This is a genomic window from Streptomyces sp. TOM-9 (assembly GCF_056858595.1).
In genome coordinates, this window is the sequence record NZ_JBXEQB010000001.1 from 8,112,132 (window position 1) to 8,126,950 (window position 14,819).

A 14,819-nucleotide genomic window follows, 5' to 3' on the forward strand; every position below is an offset into this window, starting at 1 on the left:
ATGAACGGCGCGCACCCGCGGAGTCCGGACGGCCACTGGTACGACGACGCGGCCGGGCCCCTGGTGCGCCCGTACGCCATGACCGGCGGCCGGACCCGGCCCGGCACGGCCGTCGCAGCCCTGGACCTCATCGCCCTGGTGCTCGCCGAACCCGGCGCCGCCGACGACCCCACGCTGGAGCCCGAGCACACCGCGCTGCTCGTGCTGTGCCGGGAAGAGCCCCTGTCGGTCGCGGAGCTGGCGGCCGACGCCGACCTGCCGGTGGGCGTCGTACGCGTCCTCCTCGGCGACCTCCTGACGCTCGGCAGCGTACGGGTGAGCAATCCCGTACCACCCGCGCACCTACCCGACGAGCGCATCCTGCGAGAGGTGATCAATGGACTCCGGGCACTCTGAGACGCCGGTCATGGCCCTGAAGATCCTCATCGCGGGGGGCTTCGGGGTCGGCAAGACCACCATGGTGGGCGCGGTGAGCGAGATCCGGCCGCTGCGCACCGAGGAGCAACTGACCGAGGCCGGGCGTCACGTGGACGACACCGGGGGAGTGGAGCGGAAGTCCACCACCACCGTGGCGATGGACTTCGGCAGGATCACCATCAGGGCGGGTCTGTCGCTGTACCTCTTCGGCACCCCCGGCCAGGACCGCTTCTGGTTCCTGTGGGACGAGCTGTCACAAGGGGCGCTCGGCGCGGTCGTGCTCGCCGACACCCGCCGCCTGGAGGACTGCTTCCCCGCCGTGGACTTCTTCGAGCACCGGAGGATCCCGTTCGCGGTCGCCGTCAACCGCTTCCCCGGCGCGCTGGAGCACCGCCCGGAGGACATCTCACGCGCCCTGGACCTGCAGGACGGCACCCCCGTCGTCCTCTGTGACGCACGGGACCGCGCATCGGGCAAGGAGGTGCTGATCGCCCTCGTCGAGCACGCCGGGCGGATGCACGCGGCACGCCTGCTGGAGTCGGTGCGCTGACGCTCCGTGGAGCGGCGGGGCACCCTAGCAGAACGGCGCCGCCGAAAAAGGAATTCACAGTGCATTGAGAGGCAGCCGAACCGAGTGCGTACAGGTGGCCAGACGGGGCGCACGGGCCCCGACGCCCCTACCGCGCAAGGAGTCCAGATGCACAAGCGGATCGGTGCCGCAGTCGCCGGAACGGCCGCTGCCCTCCTCCTCGTCACCGCCTGCGGCGGGTCGAACGGCTACGACCAGGCGAGCAGCGTGGCGCCGGCGGCCCAGCAACAGGACGCGGCCCAGTCGGCCACCTCGCAGCCCGGCTCCGGGACCACCTCCGGCGACTACGGGTACGACAGCGAGACCTCGGCCGACCCCTCCTCGGGCACCGACGACGGATACGCCGGCGGTACGGACGACAGCTCCGACAGCGGCAGCGCGGACGCCGCCTCCGACAAGAAGTGGCCCATCCTCTCCGTCGTCAACGACGCCAACCTGGGCGACATCCTGGTCGACTCCAAGGGCCGCACCCTGTACCGCTTCGACAAGGACACCGACTGGCCGATGGTGTCCAACTGCACCGGCGAGTGCCTCAAGAAGTGGCCGGCGGCCAAGCCCGTCACCAAGGCGCAGGCCGAGGCCGCCGGTCTCAACCCCAAGCTCGTCAGCACCTACACCCGTCCGGACGGCACCAAGCAGCTGTCGTACAACTGCTGGCCCGTCTACTGGTACACCGGTGACACCAAGCCCGGTGACACCAACGGCCACGGCGTGGGCGGCACCTGGTGGGCGATGGGCGCCAACGGCAAGAAGGCCAACGGCGGCAAGCCGATCCGCTGACCCGGGCCGGTGGCGGGCGCCCGACGCTCAGTCCGCCACACCGGACTCGGCGAGCACCTTGTCGATCCGCACCCGCACCAGGAGTTCACCGGGCACCCCATTGCGCGCCCCGAACTCCTCGGCGACGTCCTCGCCCATGTAGCGGGCGGCGAGCCGGGTGGCCCACTCCCGCAAGGGACCGGGCTCCTCGCTCACCTCCGCCCGTCCCCGCAGGACCACGTACGCGAACGGCGGCCGGTCATCGTCCACGCACAGGGCGACCCGGCCGTCGCGCGTGATGTTGCGACCCTTGACCGTCTCCTTGCCCGTGTTGAACACGACGTCGTCGCCGTCCAGCAGGAACCAGACGGGCGCCACATGGGGCGTGCCGTCCGCCCGCGTCGTCGCCAGCTTCCCCGTACGCGTCCCGGCGGAGACGAAGGCCCGCCACTCTTCCTCGGTCATCCTGTGTCCCATGCCCCCATCCTGCCCCGGACGGCGGCGGACGGCCTCAGGACCCGCTGGAGGGGTGCGGCGGCTCGACCTCCTGGTAGAGCGGCACGTCCACCCGACCGCGCCGCAGCAGCCGGCGCCAGAGGACCGGGTCGTACTCCTGCGGCGTGGTGGTGGCGAGGAAGTCCTCCAGTACGTCGACGAATCGCCCGGGCGCGTCATGGTGCGGGAAATGCCCGGCGTCCTCGAACAGCTCCAGCCGGCTGCCCGGCATCGCGGTGTGCGCCCTCAGCGCATGACGGACCGGGATCACCCCGTCGTGCTCGCCCCACATGATGAGGGTCGGCAGGCCCGCCGTCAGATAACTGCGGTCCATCATCGTGATGACCTGCCCCCGCAGGTCCACGCCGGCGCGCAGGGTGCGCAGGAAGGCCTGACGCGCCTTGGAGCTGTCCAGCATGAGGTAGCGCTCCAGGACGTAGTCGAAGTCGTGGCGGCCCAGCCCGAGCCCGCCGGTGGTCCGCAGCAGCGGCGCGAGCAGCCGCAGCGCCCCGCGCACGGGCGGCGAAGTCGCCAGCGGCAGCGTCACTTCGGAACCCGGTCCCGCTGCCAGTCGCAGCAGCGGGTGCACCTCCGGCCCCAGACCGCCGCCGCCCACGATCACCAGGCGTTCGCACCGCTCCGGGAACTGGTAGGCGAACTGCATCGCCACGCCCGCCCCGAGCGAGTGGCCCACGACCGACACCCGGTCGACGTCCAGCACGCCCAGCAGGTCGCGCATGCCGCACGCGTACGCCGCCACCGCGTAGTCGGCGCGGGGCTGCTCGCTGTCACCGTGGCCCAGCAGGTCGGGCGCGATGACCGTGTGCCGCCGCCCCAGCCGGGGCAGGATGTGCGCCCACGTCGCCGACGAGTCGCCGAGGCCGTGGATCAGCAGCAGCGGCGGCCCGCTGCCGCCCAGCCGGAACGCACGCCGGTAGCCGTGGATGTCGCGATGGACCAGAGGAACGCCCTGCGAACCGTCCTCCGTGTCCGGGGCGGGACCGTAGACCCGGCGTACGACCTGTCCCCGTTCCATGCGTCCAGCGTGCGACAGCGGGGTTTCCCCCGCAATGCCGCGCCGTTAGCGCGACGTGAACGCGCTTGCGGTGGGAGGAGTGGGGCCCGGCAGGGTACGTCGTTCCGCCGCGTCCCGCACCTGAGGGCGTCCGGTGGAAAGGGATTGTGAGATGTCACAGTCGGCGCCACGAAGGGGGCGTTCGTGGGTCAGACTGTGCCCCTCCCCATCGAACCCATGGTCGACCGAGGACCTCACGCATGCGCCTGCGCCCCCGCACCATCCGCACGCAACTCGTGGTACTTCTCCTGGTGCCGCTGCTCTCGCTGGCGGGTCTGTGGACATACAGCACCTTCACCTCGGTGCGCGGGGCCTTCGCCCTCATGGGGATCGCCGACACCTACCGCTACTACGGGACCCCCGCGGACGACCTGGGGCGCGCCCTGCAGGTCGAGCGGCGCGTCGCCGTCGCCTATGTGGCGTCCGACGGCGCGAGCGGCGGGCCCGAGTTGGAGAGCGCCGAGCGCACCACCGACCGGATGCTCGCGGTCGTCCGCGACCACGCGCGCGAGCAGGCGCAGGGAACCGAGCTCGACCTCGCCCAGCGGCAGCGGATCACCGAACTGGTCACCGCCGCGAAGGACCTGGCGCCGCTGCGCGAGGACGTCCGGCAGCGCGACGTCGGCTGGTCGATGACGCTCCACCGCTACTCGGCTGTGATCGACCCCATCTTCCGGCTGCGCGGATCGCTCGCCGCGCTCCAGAGCGGCGAGGTCGCCCGGCAGGGCGGCTTCGTCATCGACCTGGTCCGGGCCAGGGAACTGCTGTCCCGCGAGGACGCCATGCTCACCGCCGCGCAGCTCGGTCCCGCCATGACGGGCAGCCAGTACCGAGAGTTCATCGGCACCATCGACGGGCGCAAGCTGCTGCACTCCATCGTCGACCCGGAGTTGACCAAGGCCGCCAAGGAGCGGCTCGACGAGTTCGAGGGCGGCAGCGTCGCCTGGACGCTGGACTCCATGGAGGCCGCGGCGCGTGGGGCGGGCGCCAAGGACGTCGGCCTGGTCGTCTCCCAGGACCGCTGGCGCCAGAACGCGGACCGGGCCCTCGCCGAACTCAGCGACATCAACGTCGACGCCGCCCGCGAGGTCGGCGAGCGGGCCCGCGACGACGGCATGGACGTGCTCGTGCGGACCGGCGCGGTCAGCCTCGCCGGACTGTTCCTCGTCGTCCTGTCGGTCGTCATCTCCCTGCTCATCGGGCGCGGCATCGCCCGCCGGCTCACGCTGCTGCGCAACCAGGCCCTGGAGCTGTCCGGGAGGCGCCTGCCGGAGGTGCTCCGCAGGCTCCGCGCCGGCGAGGAACTCGACGACGCCGCGGTCGCCCGGGCCGCACCCGACCTGCGCTTCGGCGCCGACGAGATCGGGCAGGTCGGCCGGGCCTTCAACAACGCCCAGCGCGCCGCCGTCCAGGCCGCCGTTGACCAGGAGAAGCTGCGTCGCGGGGTCTCCGCCGTCTTCACCAACCTGGCCCGCCGCAGCCAGGTGCTGCTGCACCGTCAGCTGACGCTGCTCGACGCCATGGAACGCCGCTCCGGAGACCCGGCGGACCTGGACGACCTGTTCCGCGTCGACCACATCGCCGTCCGCATGCGCCGGCACGCCGAGGGCCTGCTGATCCTCTCCGGCAACGCACCCGGCCGCGCCTGGCGCCGCCCGGTCCGGCTCGCGGAGGTGGCGCGTGCCGCGGTCGGCGAGGTCGAGCACTACCAGAGGGTCGTCGTCCGGCGCATGCCCCGGGTGGCGCTGACCGGCCCCGCGATCGCCGACGTGCTGCACCTGCTGGCGGAACTCATCGACAACGCCACCGCCTTCTCGCCGCCCGACACCAAGGTCGAGGTGCGCGGTGAGGTCGTCGCGGGTGGCTACGTCCTGGAGGTCGAGGACCGCGGCCTGGGCATGAGCGCCGAGCGGCTCGCCCAGGCCAACAACGAACTCGGCGAGGCCGGCGCGGGAACGGAGCTCCCGGAGACGGACCGGCTGGGCCTGTTCACCGTCGGGCGGCTCGCCGCGCGGCAGGGGGTGCGCGTCACCCTGCGCCGCGGGCGGTTCGACGGCACGGTGGCGGTGGTGTTCGTCCCGCAGTCGGTGCTCGTGGACGCCTCGGGCGACGACCTGGAGACCGGCGAGCAGGTGCTGCGCCCGCGGGCCGTGCCCGAGCCGCCGGGGCCGGACCGGGCCGACACGGCGCCGCGCACACCACGGCCGCGGCGGGGACCGACCAGGCCGCGCGAGGAGGGGCGCACCGGGACGGGGTTGCCGAAGCGGCAGCGGCAGGCCAGTCTCGTAGCGCAACTGAGGGACGACGGGGCGCACCAGAGCCCGGCGGAGTCGCTTGGCGGGGGAGAGGAAAGGGAACGATCTCCGGAAGAGGCTCGTTCCACCATCACGGCGTTCGCCCGCGGCCTGGCCCGCGGCAGGGACGCCGCAGCACCGCAAGGGACAGCGGAGACCGGGGAGAACGGGGGATGACGGTGAGCAGTGGACTCACATGGCTGATGGACGATCTGACAGAGCGGGTGCCGCACGTCAGGCACGCGCTGGTGCTCTCCGGCGACGGTCTGGTGACCGGGGCGAGCACCAGTCTGGACCGTGCCACGGCCGAGCACCTGGCCGCCGTCTCGTCCGGGTTCCACAGCCTCGCCAAGGGCGCTGGCCGGCACTTCGACGCGGGCGGCGTGCGGCAGACGATGGTCGAGTTCGACGACGGCTTCCTGTTCGTCACGGCCGCGGGCGAGGGCAGTTGCCTGTCGGTGCTCAGCGGTGTGCAGGCCGACGTCGGGCAGATCGCCTACGAGATGACCCTCATGGTCCACCGGGTCGGTGAACACCTCGGTGTCACGCCGCGCCGGCACGACGCGGCGGCACCGGGGGAGTGATGAAGCATGAACCCGAGCCCGCCGGGAGACGAGGGCGCGCTCTGGTATGACGACGAGGCCGGTCCGATGGTGCGCGCCTACACCATCACCGGCGGCCGCACCCGGCCGGACTCCGACGGTGACGTCGACCTGATCGCCGTCATGGTCCCGGCCGTCGGTACGGCCCCGGACGACCACCTCGACGAGGAGCACCTGGCCCTCCTGGACCTGTGCCGGGACAGCCCGCTCACCGTGGCAGAACTGGCCGCGGACGCCGACCTCGCGCTCGGGGTCGTCCGCGTGCTGCTCGGCGACCTCCTCCGGGACGGCCACCTGCGGGCCATCCGGCCCGTGCCGCCGGCCGAACTGCCCGACGTGGGGCTGCTCAAGGACGTCATCGACGGCCTGCGCGCCCTGTGAGCCGTGCCGCCGCTGCGGCGGCGTTGTCGGACCCCGGGCGTACGGTGACCGCATGGAGGGGATCACGTACGTCCGGGGGGACGCCACCGCGCCGCAGGGCAAGGGCGTCAAGCTGATCGTCCACGTCTGCAACGACCTGGGCGGCTGGGGCAAGGGATTCGTGGTCGCGCTCTCCCGCCGCTGGCCGGAACCCGAGGCCGCGTACCGGCGGTGGCACCGCGAACGCGCCGGCAACGACTTCGCCCTGGGTGCTGTCCAGTTCGTCCGCGTCGGCGAGTGGGTCTGGGTGGCCAATCTCGTCGGGCAGCGCGGCATCCGCAGGGGCAGCCAAGGCGTACCCGTGCGGTACGAGGCGATCGACGCGGGGCTGGCCCTGGTGGCTGAGAAGGCGGCGGAGCTGGGCGCGTCCGTGCACATGCCGCGCATCGGGTGCGGGCTCGCGGGCGGACGGTGGGAGCGGGTCGCGCCGTCGGTCGAGGAGCGGCTCGTGCGCCGTGGGATCTCCGTGACCGTGTACGACCACGGGGCGTGAAGCGGAGTTATCCACAGGCCCGGGCGGATGTCGCCGGGAGGACCTATCGTCGTGACTGTCAGTGATGAGTCGCTACGGAAGGTCAGGGGAGTGGCATGGCTGTCAAGGAGACCGTCGTCCGGGAGGCTCTCGGCATGCAGCGCGCCCGGGAGGAACTGTGCCTGGAGGTCGAGGAGTTCGAGGTCGCGCTGCAGACCGGCGAGGTACGCACCGCACCGGCCGTCGGCGGGCGCCGGCGTGTCGTGCGGGAGGACGTGGACCGGCTGCGCGCGGAGGAGGGCTTTCCCGACCGGCTGCGCGCGCGGCTGGAGTTGGTGGGCAGCATCGAGGGCGCAGCGCTGATCGGGATCAGCCGGGAGCGCTTCACCCGGCTCGCCAAGGGCGGCTTCCTCCGCCCCGTCCGCTGGTACGTCAACCGTTACCGCGCCGTGGTGTGGCTCTACCTCGCCGAGGACGTACGGCGGTTCGCCCGGGCCCATCCCACCCTGCTGGAGGGCAGGCTGCCCGCCGAGCTGCGCGACGCCCTCGACGAGGGCGAGGACCACCGCGCCCGCGGCTGGCGGGCCCGCCGTGTCGAGGAACTCGTGCGCGACGCGGAGGGCGCCTGGGGCGAGGCGGCCGCCTGGTCCGCCCTGCTCGGCCCGGAACGTGCCGCCGACGCGGTGCCGGACACCCGTGAACGGGCCTACCTGCGTCGGCTCTGCCCGGCGCTCCCACCGGGGAGTACGGGCTCCTACGCCACACGTGAGCTCATCGAGGCCCAGACTGTCGCCGGCCACCCCGACGAGATCACCTTCGCCCAGGTCTCGCTCGCCGACGCACTCCTCAGAGCCCGCGCCTCCCGCCCCGCCCCGCGTCCCGACCGCGCCACCCCAGCCGACACCCCAGCCCCGCCGACCGCCACGCCGCCCCCTGCCCCGCCTCCCCCACCACCCACGGCGCCGCGCAGCCGCTGGCGACGCCTCCTCGGACTGGGGTGACCGGACAGGCCCTCACACCGCGCGTTACCAGGCGGTGATGCCGACGTCGTGACCGATCGACTCGTCGAGGGCGCGGTGGAGTGCGAGGCCGACGATGCACCGAAAAGCAGGTGCGACGGGGTGGGGACAGGGGTGAGACTGCTCGGGCCGGCCGGCGCCCGTCGAGTGCCCGCCATCCCCTTCATCTCCGAGGAGCCCGCGCTTGCAGGGTGTTGTCACCGTCTCTCCTTCCCAGGTGCCCGAGCTGCTGCTCAACCTGGCCACCGTCCGCCCGGTCTTCCTGTGGGGCGCCCCGGGCATCGGGAAGTCGTCCCTGGTCAGGGAGTTCGCCGACTCGCTGGGGCTGGACTGCGTCAGTCTCATCGGGACGCAGCTGGCTCCGGAGGACCTCATCGGCGTACCGCAGATCGTCGACGGCCGCTCGCGTTTCTGCCCGCCGGAGACGATCGCCCGCGACGAGCCGTACTGCCTCTTCCTCGACGAGCTGAACGCGGCCACCCCCGATGTCCAGAAGGCCTTCTACTCGCTGATCCTCGACCGCCGTATCGGCTCGTACGAGCTGCCGCCCGGCAGCATCGTGATCGGTGCGGGCAACCGTGCCACCGACAACGCGCTGGCACGGCCGATGGCCTCCGCCCTGGTCAACCGGCTCGCGCACGTCCATCTGCGGGCATCCGCTGCGGACTGGCTGGTCTGGGCGGCGGGCGCGGGTATCCATCCGTGGATCACCGACCACCTCACCGACCGGCCGGACCACCTGTGGTCCGCGCCGCCCAAGACCGAGGAGCCGTTCTCCACCCCGCGCGCCTGGCACATGCTCTCCGACGCGCTGCACTCCTTCGGACCCGCTCTGGACGAGGAGACGTTGAAGGTGCTGGCGTACGGGACGCTCACCCCGGCGCACGCCACGGCCTTCTGCGGCTACGTCAAGATCGTCCGGCACTCGTACGGGCTGGACGCCATCCTCAAGGGGGACGCCTCCTGGCCGCGCCGCATCGAGGACCGCGACCTGCTCTACTACCTCGCCGACTCCTTCCGCGGGCGTCTGATCAAGGAGTTGCCGGCGCAGCGGGAGCACGCGTCCCCGGCCGTGCGGCAGATGGCCTACCGGGCCAAGTCGCTGCTGGTGCAGTTGGCGGAGATCTCGGTCGAGGTCGCCCAGACCGTGATCGCCGACGGTGACGACGACAACCCGGTGCTGCCCTCCTGGTTCCTGCTGGAGGCCGCCCGCGACATGCCGCGCCTGGTCGAGGCGCGCCGGTGAGCGGCGCGCGCGGCGACAGGTCCCGGGCGCGGTCGGCACCCCGCAAGGACCCCGCGGCCGAGGCGTTCGCCGCCGGCGTCGACCTGCTGCGCCGCAACACCGCCCTCGCCGCGCTCTCCGCCGTCAACGGCCGTCTGTGCCGCAGTGAGGAGTGCGAGGAGCACCCTCGCGACGGCTGGGCCTGCGTCACCTCCAACGGCGTCGTGCACGCCGACCCCCGGCGCCGCGCGGACCCGCAGGAGTGGGCCTGGGTGCTGGCGCACTGCCTCCTGCACCTGGGCTTCGGGCACGTGCCGGCCGCCAGGGGCCCGCGAGAACAGCCCGACCGGTTCGACCTGGCCGCCCGCTGCGCGGTGGTCAACCGCTTCCTGGACACCTTCCCCGTGGGCCGGGCGCCCGTCGCGCTGCCCCCGGTGTTCCCGGACGGCGACGAGGAACAACTGGCCGCCCGCTGGCGCCGCGACGGCATCCCCACCGGCTTCTCGGCGTGCGGCACCGCAGGCCCGCAGCCGGACCAGGTGCTCCACCCCTGGCAACCGTCCTGGAGGGCACCGGAGGACTGGACCCTCGCCTTCGCGAGCGCCCTGACCCGGACGATATCGGCGGCCATGGACGTCGCCGGAGGCCGCCGCGAGGAGCTCACCGGGGCCCGGCGCCCGCTGCGTCCCTGGGAGCGCGCCCTGAGCTGGTTCGTCTCCTCCTACCCGCTGCTCGGCGGCATCGCCGCCGGGATGACCCTGGTCGCCGACGCCGAACTCGCCCGCGCCCAGCGGATCTCGGTGGCGGCGGTCAACGCCGAGGCGGGGGAGATCTACCTCAACCCCCTGTGCCGGTACACCGACGAGGAATGGCGGTTCATCCTCGCCCACGAGATGCTGCACGCCGCGCTGCGCCACGGCGACCGCCGGGGCGGCCGGGACCCGTACCTGTTCAACGTCGCCGCCGACTACGTGATCAACGGCTGGCTGCTGGAGATGGGCGTCGGGCAGATGCCCGAGGGCCTGCTGCACGACCCCGCCCTGGCCGGACTGTCCAGCGAGGAGGTCTACGACCGTATCGCGCGGGACGAGCGGCGGTTGCGCCGGCTCGCCACGCTGCGCGGCAAGGGCCTCGGGGACGTGCTCGGAGAGCCGTTGCCGCGCCCCGGGGAGACCGCCCCCACGTGGGTCGACCTGGACGAGTTCTACCGGCGCGGGCTGCTCCAGGGCTTCGAACTGCACCACCGCGAGCGCGGACTCCTGCCCGCCGGACTCGTCGAGGAGATCCGCGCGCTGTCCCACCCACCGCTGCCGTGGGACGCCAGGCTCGCCCGCTGGTTCGACGAGTACGTGCCCCGTCCCGAGGCGGTGCGCAGTTTCGCCCGCCCGGCCCGTCGGCAGGCCTCCACACCGGACATCCCCCGGGCCGGCCGCAGCCACCCGCCGCAGGAAGTGGTCCGCTGCACCTTCGGTGTGGTGCTGGACACCTCCGGGTCCATGAGCCGGGCGCTGCTCGGCAAGGCGCTCGGCGCCATCGCGTCCTACGCCACCGCCCGCGACGTGACGGCCGCCCGCGTGGTGTTCTGCGACGCCGCCCCCTTCGACGCGGGCTACCTGGCGGTGACCGAGATCGCCCACCGGGTACGCGTCAGGGGCCGTGGCGGCACCGTGCTGCAGCCCGGTGTCGACCTCCTCCAGCGCGCCCCGGACTTCCCGCCGACGGCCCCGGTCCTGCTGATCACGGACGGCGAATGCGACGTCCTGCGGATACGCCGCGAACACGCCTTCCTGATCCCCCAGGACGCCCGCCTTCCGTTCACGCCCAAGGGACCGGTCTTCCGCATGCGCTGAGGCCCGGTCGGCGCAAGGAGGCCCCCGGAGCTGGAGCCGGAGCCGGAGCCGGTACCGGACGGGCACCGGCTCCCGGGACCCTCAGGCGCCGTGTTTCCGGAACAGCCCCTCCTGGACCACGGAGACCAGCAGCCGGCCCTCGCGGTCGTAGATGCGGCCGCGGGCCAGGCCGCGCGCGCCGGTCGCGACGGGGGACTCCTGGTCGTACAGGAACCACTCGTCGGCACGGAACGGCCGGTGGAACCACATCGCGTGGTCCAGGGAGGCCATGTCGAAGCCGCGCGGCCCCCACAGCGGCTCGACCGGTACGCGCACGGCGTCCAGCAGCATCATGTCGCTGGCGTACGTGAGGGCGCAGGTGTGCACCAGCGGGTCGTCGCCGAGCGGGCCCACCGCGCGCATCCAGACCGCGCTGCGCGGCTCGGCGCCCTCGATCTCCTCGGCGGTCCAGCGCAGGCGGTCCACGTAGCGGATGTCGAACGGCTGCCGTCGCGCCATCCGCTCCAACTGCTCGGGCAGTTCGCCGAGGTGTTCGCGCAGCTCGTCGCTCAGCTTCGGCAGGCTCTCCGGGTCCGGGACCTCGCGCATCGGCAGCTGGTGCTCGAACCCGGGCTCCGGCGCGTGGAAGGAGGCGGTCAGGTTGAAGATCGTCCGGCCCTGCTGCACCGCGACGACGCGCCGCGTCGTGAAGGAGCGGCCGTCGCGGATCCTCTCCACCTGGTACACGATCGGCATCCCGGGGCGCCCCGGGCGCAGGAAGTACGCGTGCAGGGAGTGCACCGGACGGCTGCCGTCCGTGGTGCGCCCGGCCGCGACCAGCGCCTGGCCCGCCACCTGTCCGCCGAACACCCGCTGGAGGCGTTCCTGGGGGCTCTGCCCGCGGAAGATGTCCTCCTCGATCCTCTCCAGGTCGAGGAGGTCCACCAGCCGCTCGGCGGGGTTGGTCATCGGGCGTGCTCCTTCGTGCGGGTGCTCGTCCTCGCGGTCACAGCGCGCCCACGGCCGTCACCTTGACCACCGCGCGGCCCTCCTCGTCGGAGGCGGTGAGGTCGATCTCGGCGGAGATGCCCCAGTCGTGGTCGCCGTCGGGGTCCGCGAAGGTCTGGCGGACCTTCCACAGCCCCTCGTCGGGACGCTCCTCGATCTGCAGCAGCTTCGGGCCGCGCGCGTCGGGCCCGGTGCCCAGGTCCTCGTACTCGTCCCAGTAGGCGTCCATGGCCTCGGCCCAGGCGTCGGCGTCCCAGCCGGACCCGGCGTCCATCTCGCCGAGTTCGCCGAACCGCTCCAGCGCGGCCAGCTCCACCCGGCGGAACAGGGCGTTGCGCACCAGCACCCGGAAGGCCCGGGCGTTGGCCGTGACGGGCTTGACCTGGTCGGCCCGCTCCTGGGCCTCCTCGGCCGTCATCTCACCGGGGTTGGCGAGCTGCTCCCACTCGTCCAGCAGACTGGAGTCGACCTGACGGACCAGCTCGCCGAGCCAGGCGATCAGGTCCTGCAGGTCCTCGGACTTCAGGTCGTCCGGGACGGTGTGCTCCAGCGCCTTGTACGCGCTCGCCAGGTAGCGCAGCACGATGCCCTCGGTCCGGGCGAGCTCGTAGTGCGAGACGAACTCGGTGAAGGTCATCGCCCGTTCGTACATGTCGCGTACGACCGACTTGGGCGACAGCGGGTGGTCGCCGACCCACGGGTGGCTCTTGCGGTAGACGCCGTAGGCGTGCGACAGCACCTCCTCCAGCGGCTTGGGGTAGGAGATGTCCTGGAGCCGCTCCATCCGCTCCTCGTACTCCACCCCGTCGGCCTTCATGGCGGCGACGGCCTCGCCGCGCGCCTTGTTCTCCTGGGCGGCGAGGATCTGCCGGGGGTCGTCGAGGGTCGACTCGATCACCGACAGCATGTCCAGCGCGTAGGAGGGCGAGTCCGGGTCCAGGAGCTCGAACGCGGCCAGCGCGAAGGTGGACAGCGGCTGGTTGAGCGCGAAGTCCTGCTGCAGGTCCACCGTCAGCCGGACGATGCGCCCCTCCTCGTCGGGCTCGTCCAGCCGCTCCACGACCCCGCCGGCCAGCAGGGAGCGGTAGATCGCGATGGCCCGCCGGATGTGCCGCAGCTGGGACCTGCGGTCCTCGTGGTTGTCCTCCAGCAGCCGCCGCATGGCGTCGAAGGCGTTGCCGGGGCGGGCGATGACCGACAGCAGCATCGCGTGGGTGACCCGGAACCGGGAGGTCAGGGGCTCGGGATCGGAGGCGATGAGCTTCTCGAAGGTGCTCTCCGTCCACCCGACGAAGCCCTCGGGCGCCTTCTTGCGCACCACCTTGCGGCGCTTCTTGGGGTCCTCGCCGGCCTTCGCGAGGGCCTTCTCGTTCTCGATCACGTGCTCCGGCGCCTGGGCGACCACGAAGCCCGACGTGTCGAACCCGGCCCGCCCGGCGCGGCCCGCGATCTGGTGGAACTCACGGGAGCGCAGCACGCGGACGCGGCTGCCGTCGTACTTGGTGAGGGCGGTGAAGAGCACCGTGCGGATGGGCACGTTGACGCCGACACCGAGGGTGTCCGTGCCGCAGATGACCTTCAACAGGCCCGCCTGCGCCAGCTTCTCCACCAGGCGCCGGTACTTGGGCAGCATGCCGGCGTGGTGCACCCCGATGCCGTGCCGGACGTAACGCGACAGGTTGCGGCCGAACTTCGTGGTGAAGCGGAAGTTCCCGATGAGTTCCGCGATGGCGTCCTTCTCGGCGCGCGTGGACATGTTGATGCTCATCAGCGCCTGCGCCCGCTCCACGGCCGCCGCCTGCGTGAAGTGCACGATGTAGACCGGGGCCTGGCGGGTCTCCAGCAGCTCGGTCAGCGTCTCGGTGAGCGGGGTCAGCCGGTACTCGTACGACAGCGGCACCGGCCGCGTCGACGAGCGCACGACGGACGTGGGCCGGCCGGTACGGCGGGTGAGGTCCTTCTCGAAGCGCGTGACGTCGCCGAGCGTCGCCGACATCAGCAGGAACTGCGCCTGCGGCAGCTCCAGCAGGGGGATCTGCCACGCCCAGCCCCGGTCCGGCTCGGCGTAGAAGTGGAACTCGTCCATGACGACCTGGCCGACGTCGGCGTCCTTGCCGTCCCGGAGCGCTATCGACGCCAGCACCTCGGCCGTGCAGCAGATGACGGGCGCGTCCGGGTTGACGGAGGCGTCGCCGGTCAGCATGCCGACGTTCTCGGTGCCGAAGAGCTTGCACAGGTCGAAGAACTTCTCCGACACCAGCGCCTTGATCGGGGCGGTGTAGAAGGTGACCTCGTCCCGGGCGAGCGCGGCGAAGTGCGCACCGGCCGCGACCAGGCTCTTCCCCGAGCCGGTGGGGGTGGACAGGATGACGTTCGCCCCCGAGACCACCTCGATCAGCGCTTCCTCCTGGGCGGGGTAGAGGGAGATGCCCCGGCCCTCCGCCCAGGACGAGAAGGCCTCGAAGAGGGCGTCGGGATCGGGCTCTGCAGGCAGCTGATCGATGAGGGTCACACCCCCATCTTGCCTGTCCCCGGGACCAGGGGAGGAACCGGCGGTACGGAGGAAGATCGACCGGCGGTATGGTGTGCCGTCGATTACGCGTCAACTCCGCCTG

The 14,819-nt window shown here is 72.4% G+C and carries 14 protein-coding genes; 10 read left to right on the forward strand and 4 right to left on the reverse strand.

Features of this window, described 5'->3' with window-relative positions; genetic code table 11:
• The 3 genes from AC1VWI_RS37325 (at nt 1) to AC1VWI_RS37335 (ending at nt 1,786) form a co-directional block, all read left to right on the forward strand.
• Nucleotides 1-396, forward strand: coding sequence for a DUF742 domain-containing protein (locus tag AC1VWI_RS37325; protein WP_499515452.1), 396 nt, complete (start codon nt 1-3; stop codon nt 394-396).
• Entirely contained in the window at nt 377-967 is a 591-nt protein-coding gene (locus AC1VWI_RS37330) for a GTP-binding protein (protein ID WP_499515453.1), read from the forward strand. Before AC1VWI_RS37325 ends, AC1VWI_RS37330 begins: the two co-directional genes overlap by 20 nt.
• 147 nt (nt 968-1,114) lie before the next feature.
• Complete coding sequence (locus AC1VWI_RS37335; protein WP_499515454.1) at nt 1,115-1,786, forward strand: hypothetical protein; 672 nt, start codon at nt 1,115-1,117, stop codon at nt 1,784-1,786.
• Between the two features lie 27 nt (nt 1,787-1,813).
• Here AC1VWI_RS37335 and AC1VWI_RS37340 read toward each other — a convergent pair whose 3' ends face one another.
• A complete protein-coding gene (locus tag AC1VWI_RS37340) occupies nt 1,814-2,242 on the reverse strand; it encodes a PPOX class F420-dependent oxidoreductase (protein ID WP_499515455.1) in 429 nt (142 codons plus the stop codon).
• Between the two features lie 34 nt (nt 2,243-2,276).
• The gene (locus AC1VWI_RS37345; RefSeq protein ID WP_499515456.1) at nt 2,277-3,296 is read right to left on the reverse strand and encodes an alpha/beta fold hydrolase; all 1,020 of its coding nucleotides are present in this window, start codon (nt 3,294-3,296) and stop codon (nt 2,277-2,279) included.
• A gap of 239 nt (nt 3,297-3,535) precedes the next feature.
• Here AC1VWI_RS37345 and AC1VWI_RS37350 point away from each other — a divergent pair, with 239 nt between their 5' ends.
• From AC1VWI_RS37350 to AC1VWI_RS37380, 7 genes are all read left to right on the forward strand, one after another.
• Nucleotides 3,536-5,806 carry a sensor histidine kinase gene (locus AC1VWI_RS37350; protein WP_499515457.1) on the forward strand — a complete coding sequence of 757 codons (2,271 nt, stop codon included), beginning with the start codon at nt 3,536-3,538 and terminating at the stop codon, nt 5,804-5,806.
• Nucleotides 5,803-6,213, forward strand: coding sequence for a roadblock/LC7 domain-containing protein (locus AC1VWI_RS37355; RefSeq protein WP_018562311.1), 411 nt, complete (start codon nt 5,803-5,805; stop codon nt 6,211-6,213). The genes AC1VWI_RS37350 and AC1VWI_RS37355 overlap by 4 nt, the downstream gene beginning before the upstream one ends.
• A 6-nt stretch (nt 6,214-6,219) precedes the next feature.
• Complete coding sequence (locus AC1VWI_RS37360) at nt 6,220-6,612, forward strand: DUF742 domain-containing protein (RefSeq protein ID WP_499515458.1); 393 nt, start codon at nt 6,220-6,222, stop codon at nt 6,610-6,612.
• Between the two features lie 52 nt (nt 6,613-6,664).
• Nucleotides 6,665-7,144: a macro domain-containing protein gene (locus AC1VWI_RS37365; protein ID WP_499515459.1), complete on the forward strand. Its 480-nt coding sequence runs from the start codon at nt 6,665-6,667 to the stop codon at nt 7,142-7,144.
• Between the two features lie 95 nt (nt 7,145-7,239).
• Entirely contained in the window at nt 7,240-8,124 is an 885-nt protein-coding gene (locus AC1VWI_RS37370; RefSeq protein WP_499515460.1) for a DUF6397 family protein, read from the forward strand.
• 202 nt (nt 8,125-8,326) lie between these two features.
• Complete coding sequence (locus AC1VWI_RS37375; RefSeq protein ID WP_499515461.1) at nt 8,327-9,388, forward strand: ATP-binding protein; 1,062 nt, start codon at nt 8,327-8,329, stop codon at nt 9,386-9,388.
• On the forward strand, nt 9,385-11,217 hold the full coding sequence (locus AC1VWI_RS37380) for a vWA domain-containing protein (protein WP_499515462.1): 1,833 nt from the start codon (nt 9,385-9,387) through the stop codon (nt 11,215-11,217). Before AC1VWI_RS37375 ends, AC1VWI_RS37380 begins: the two co-directional genes overlap by 4 nt.
• A gap of 81 nt (nt 11,218-11,298) precedes the next feature.
• Here AC1VWI_RS37380 and AC1VWI_RS37385 read toward each other — a convergent pair whose 3' ends face one another.
• Nucleotides 11,299-12,165, reverse strand: coding sequence for an acyl-CoA thioesterase (locus tag AC1VWI_RS37385; RefSeq protein WP_499515463.1), 867 nt, complete (start codon nt 12,163-12,165; stop codon nt 11,299-11,301).
• Nucleotides 12,166-12,202: 37 nt separating this feature from the next.
• Nucleotides 12,203-14,716 carry a DEAD/DEAH box helicase gene (locus AC1VWI_RS37390; protein WP_499515464.1) on the reverse strand — a complete coding sequence of 838 codons (2,514 nt, stop codon included), beginning with the start codon at nt 14,714-14,716 and terminating at the stop codon, nt 12,203-12,205.
• Nucleotides 14,717-14,819 lie beyond the last annotated feature (103 nt).

Excerpts from the sequence above, each read along its gene's own strand:
- AC1VWI_RS37345 (WP_499515456.1), bottom strand. The coding sequence starts at position 3,296 with ATGGAACGGGGACAGGTCGTACGCCGGGTCTACGGTCCCGCCCCGGAC.
- AC1VWI_RS37335 (WP_499515454.1), top strand. The coding sequence starts at position 1,115 with ATGCACAAGCGGATCGGTGCCGCAGTCGCCGGAACGGCCGCTGCCCTC.
- AC1VWI_RS37385 (WP_499515463.1), bottom strand. The coding sequence starts at position 12,165 with ATGACCAACCCCGCCGAGCGGCTGGTGGACCTCCTCGACCTGGAGAGG.
- AC1VWI_RS37350 (WP_499515457.1), top strand. The coding sequence starts at position 3,536 with ATGCGCCTGCGCCCCCGCACCATCCGCACGCAACTCGTGGTACTTCTC.
- AC1VWI_RS37340 (WP_499515455.1), bottom strand. The coding sequence starts at position 2,242 with ATGGGACACAGGATGACCGAGGAAGAGTGGCGGGCCTTCGTCTCCGCC.
- AC1VWI_RS37330 (WP_499515453.1), top strand. The coding sequence starts at position 377 with ATGGACTCCGGGCACTCTGAGACGCCGGTCATGGCCCTGAAGATCCTC.
- AC1VWI_RS37325 (WP_499515452.1), top strand. The coding sequence starts at position 1 with ATGAACGGCGCGCACCCGCGGAGTCCGGACGGCCACTGGTACGACGAC.
- AC1VWI_RS37360 (WP_499515458.1), top strand. The coding sequence starts at position 6,220 with ATGAACCCGAGCCCGCCGGGAGACGAGGGCGCGCTCTGGTATGACGAC.
- AC1VWI_RS37365 (WP_499515459.1), top strand. The coding sequence starts at position 6,665 with ATGGAGGGGATCACGTACGTCCGGGGGGACGCCACCGCGCCGCAGGGC.
- AC1VWI_RS37355 (WP_018562311.1), top strand. The coding sequence starts at position 5,803 with ATGACGGTGAGCAGTGGACTCACATGGCTGATGGACGATCTGACAGAG.
- AC1VWI_RS37370 (WP_499515460.1), top strand. The coding sequence starts at position 7,240 with ATGGCTGTCAAGGAGACCGTCGTCCGGGAGGCTCTCGGCATGCAGCGC.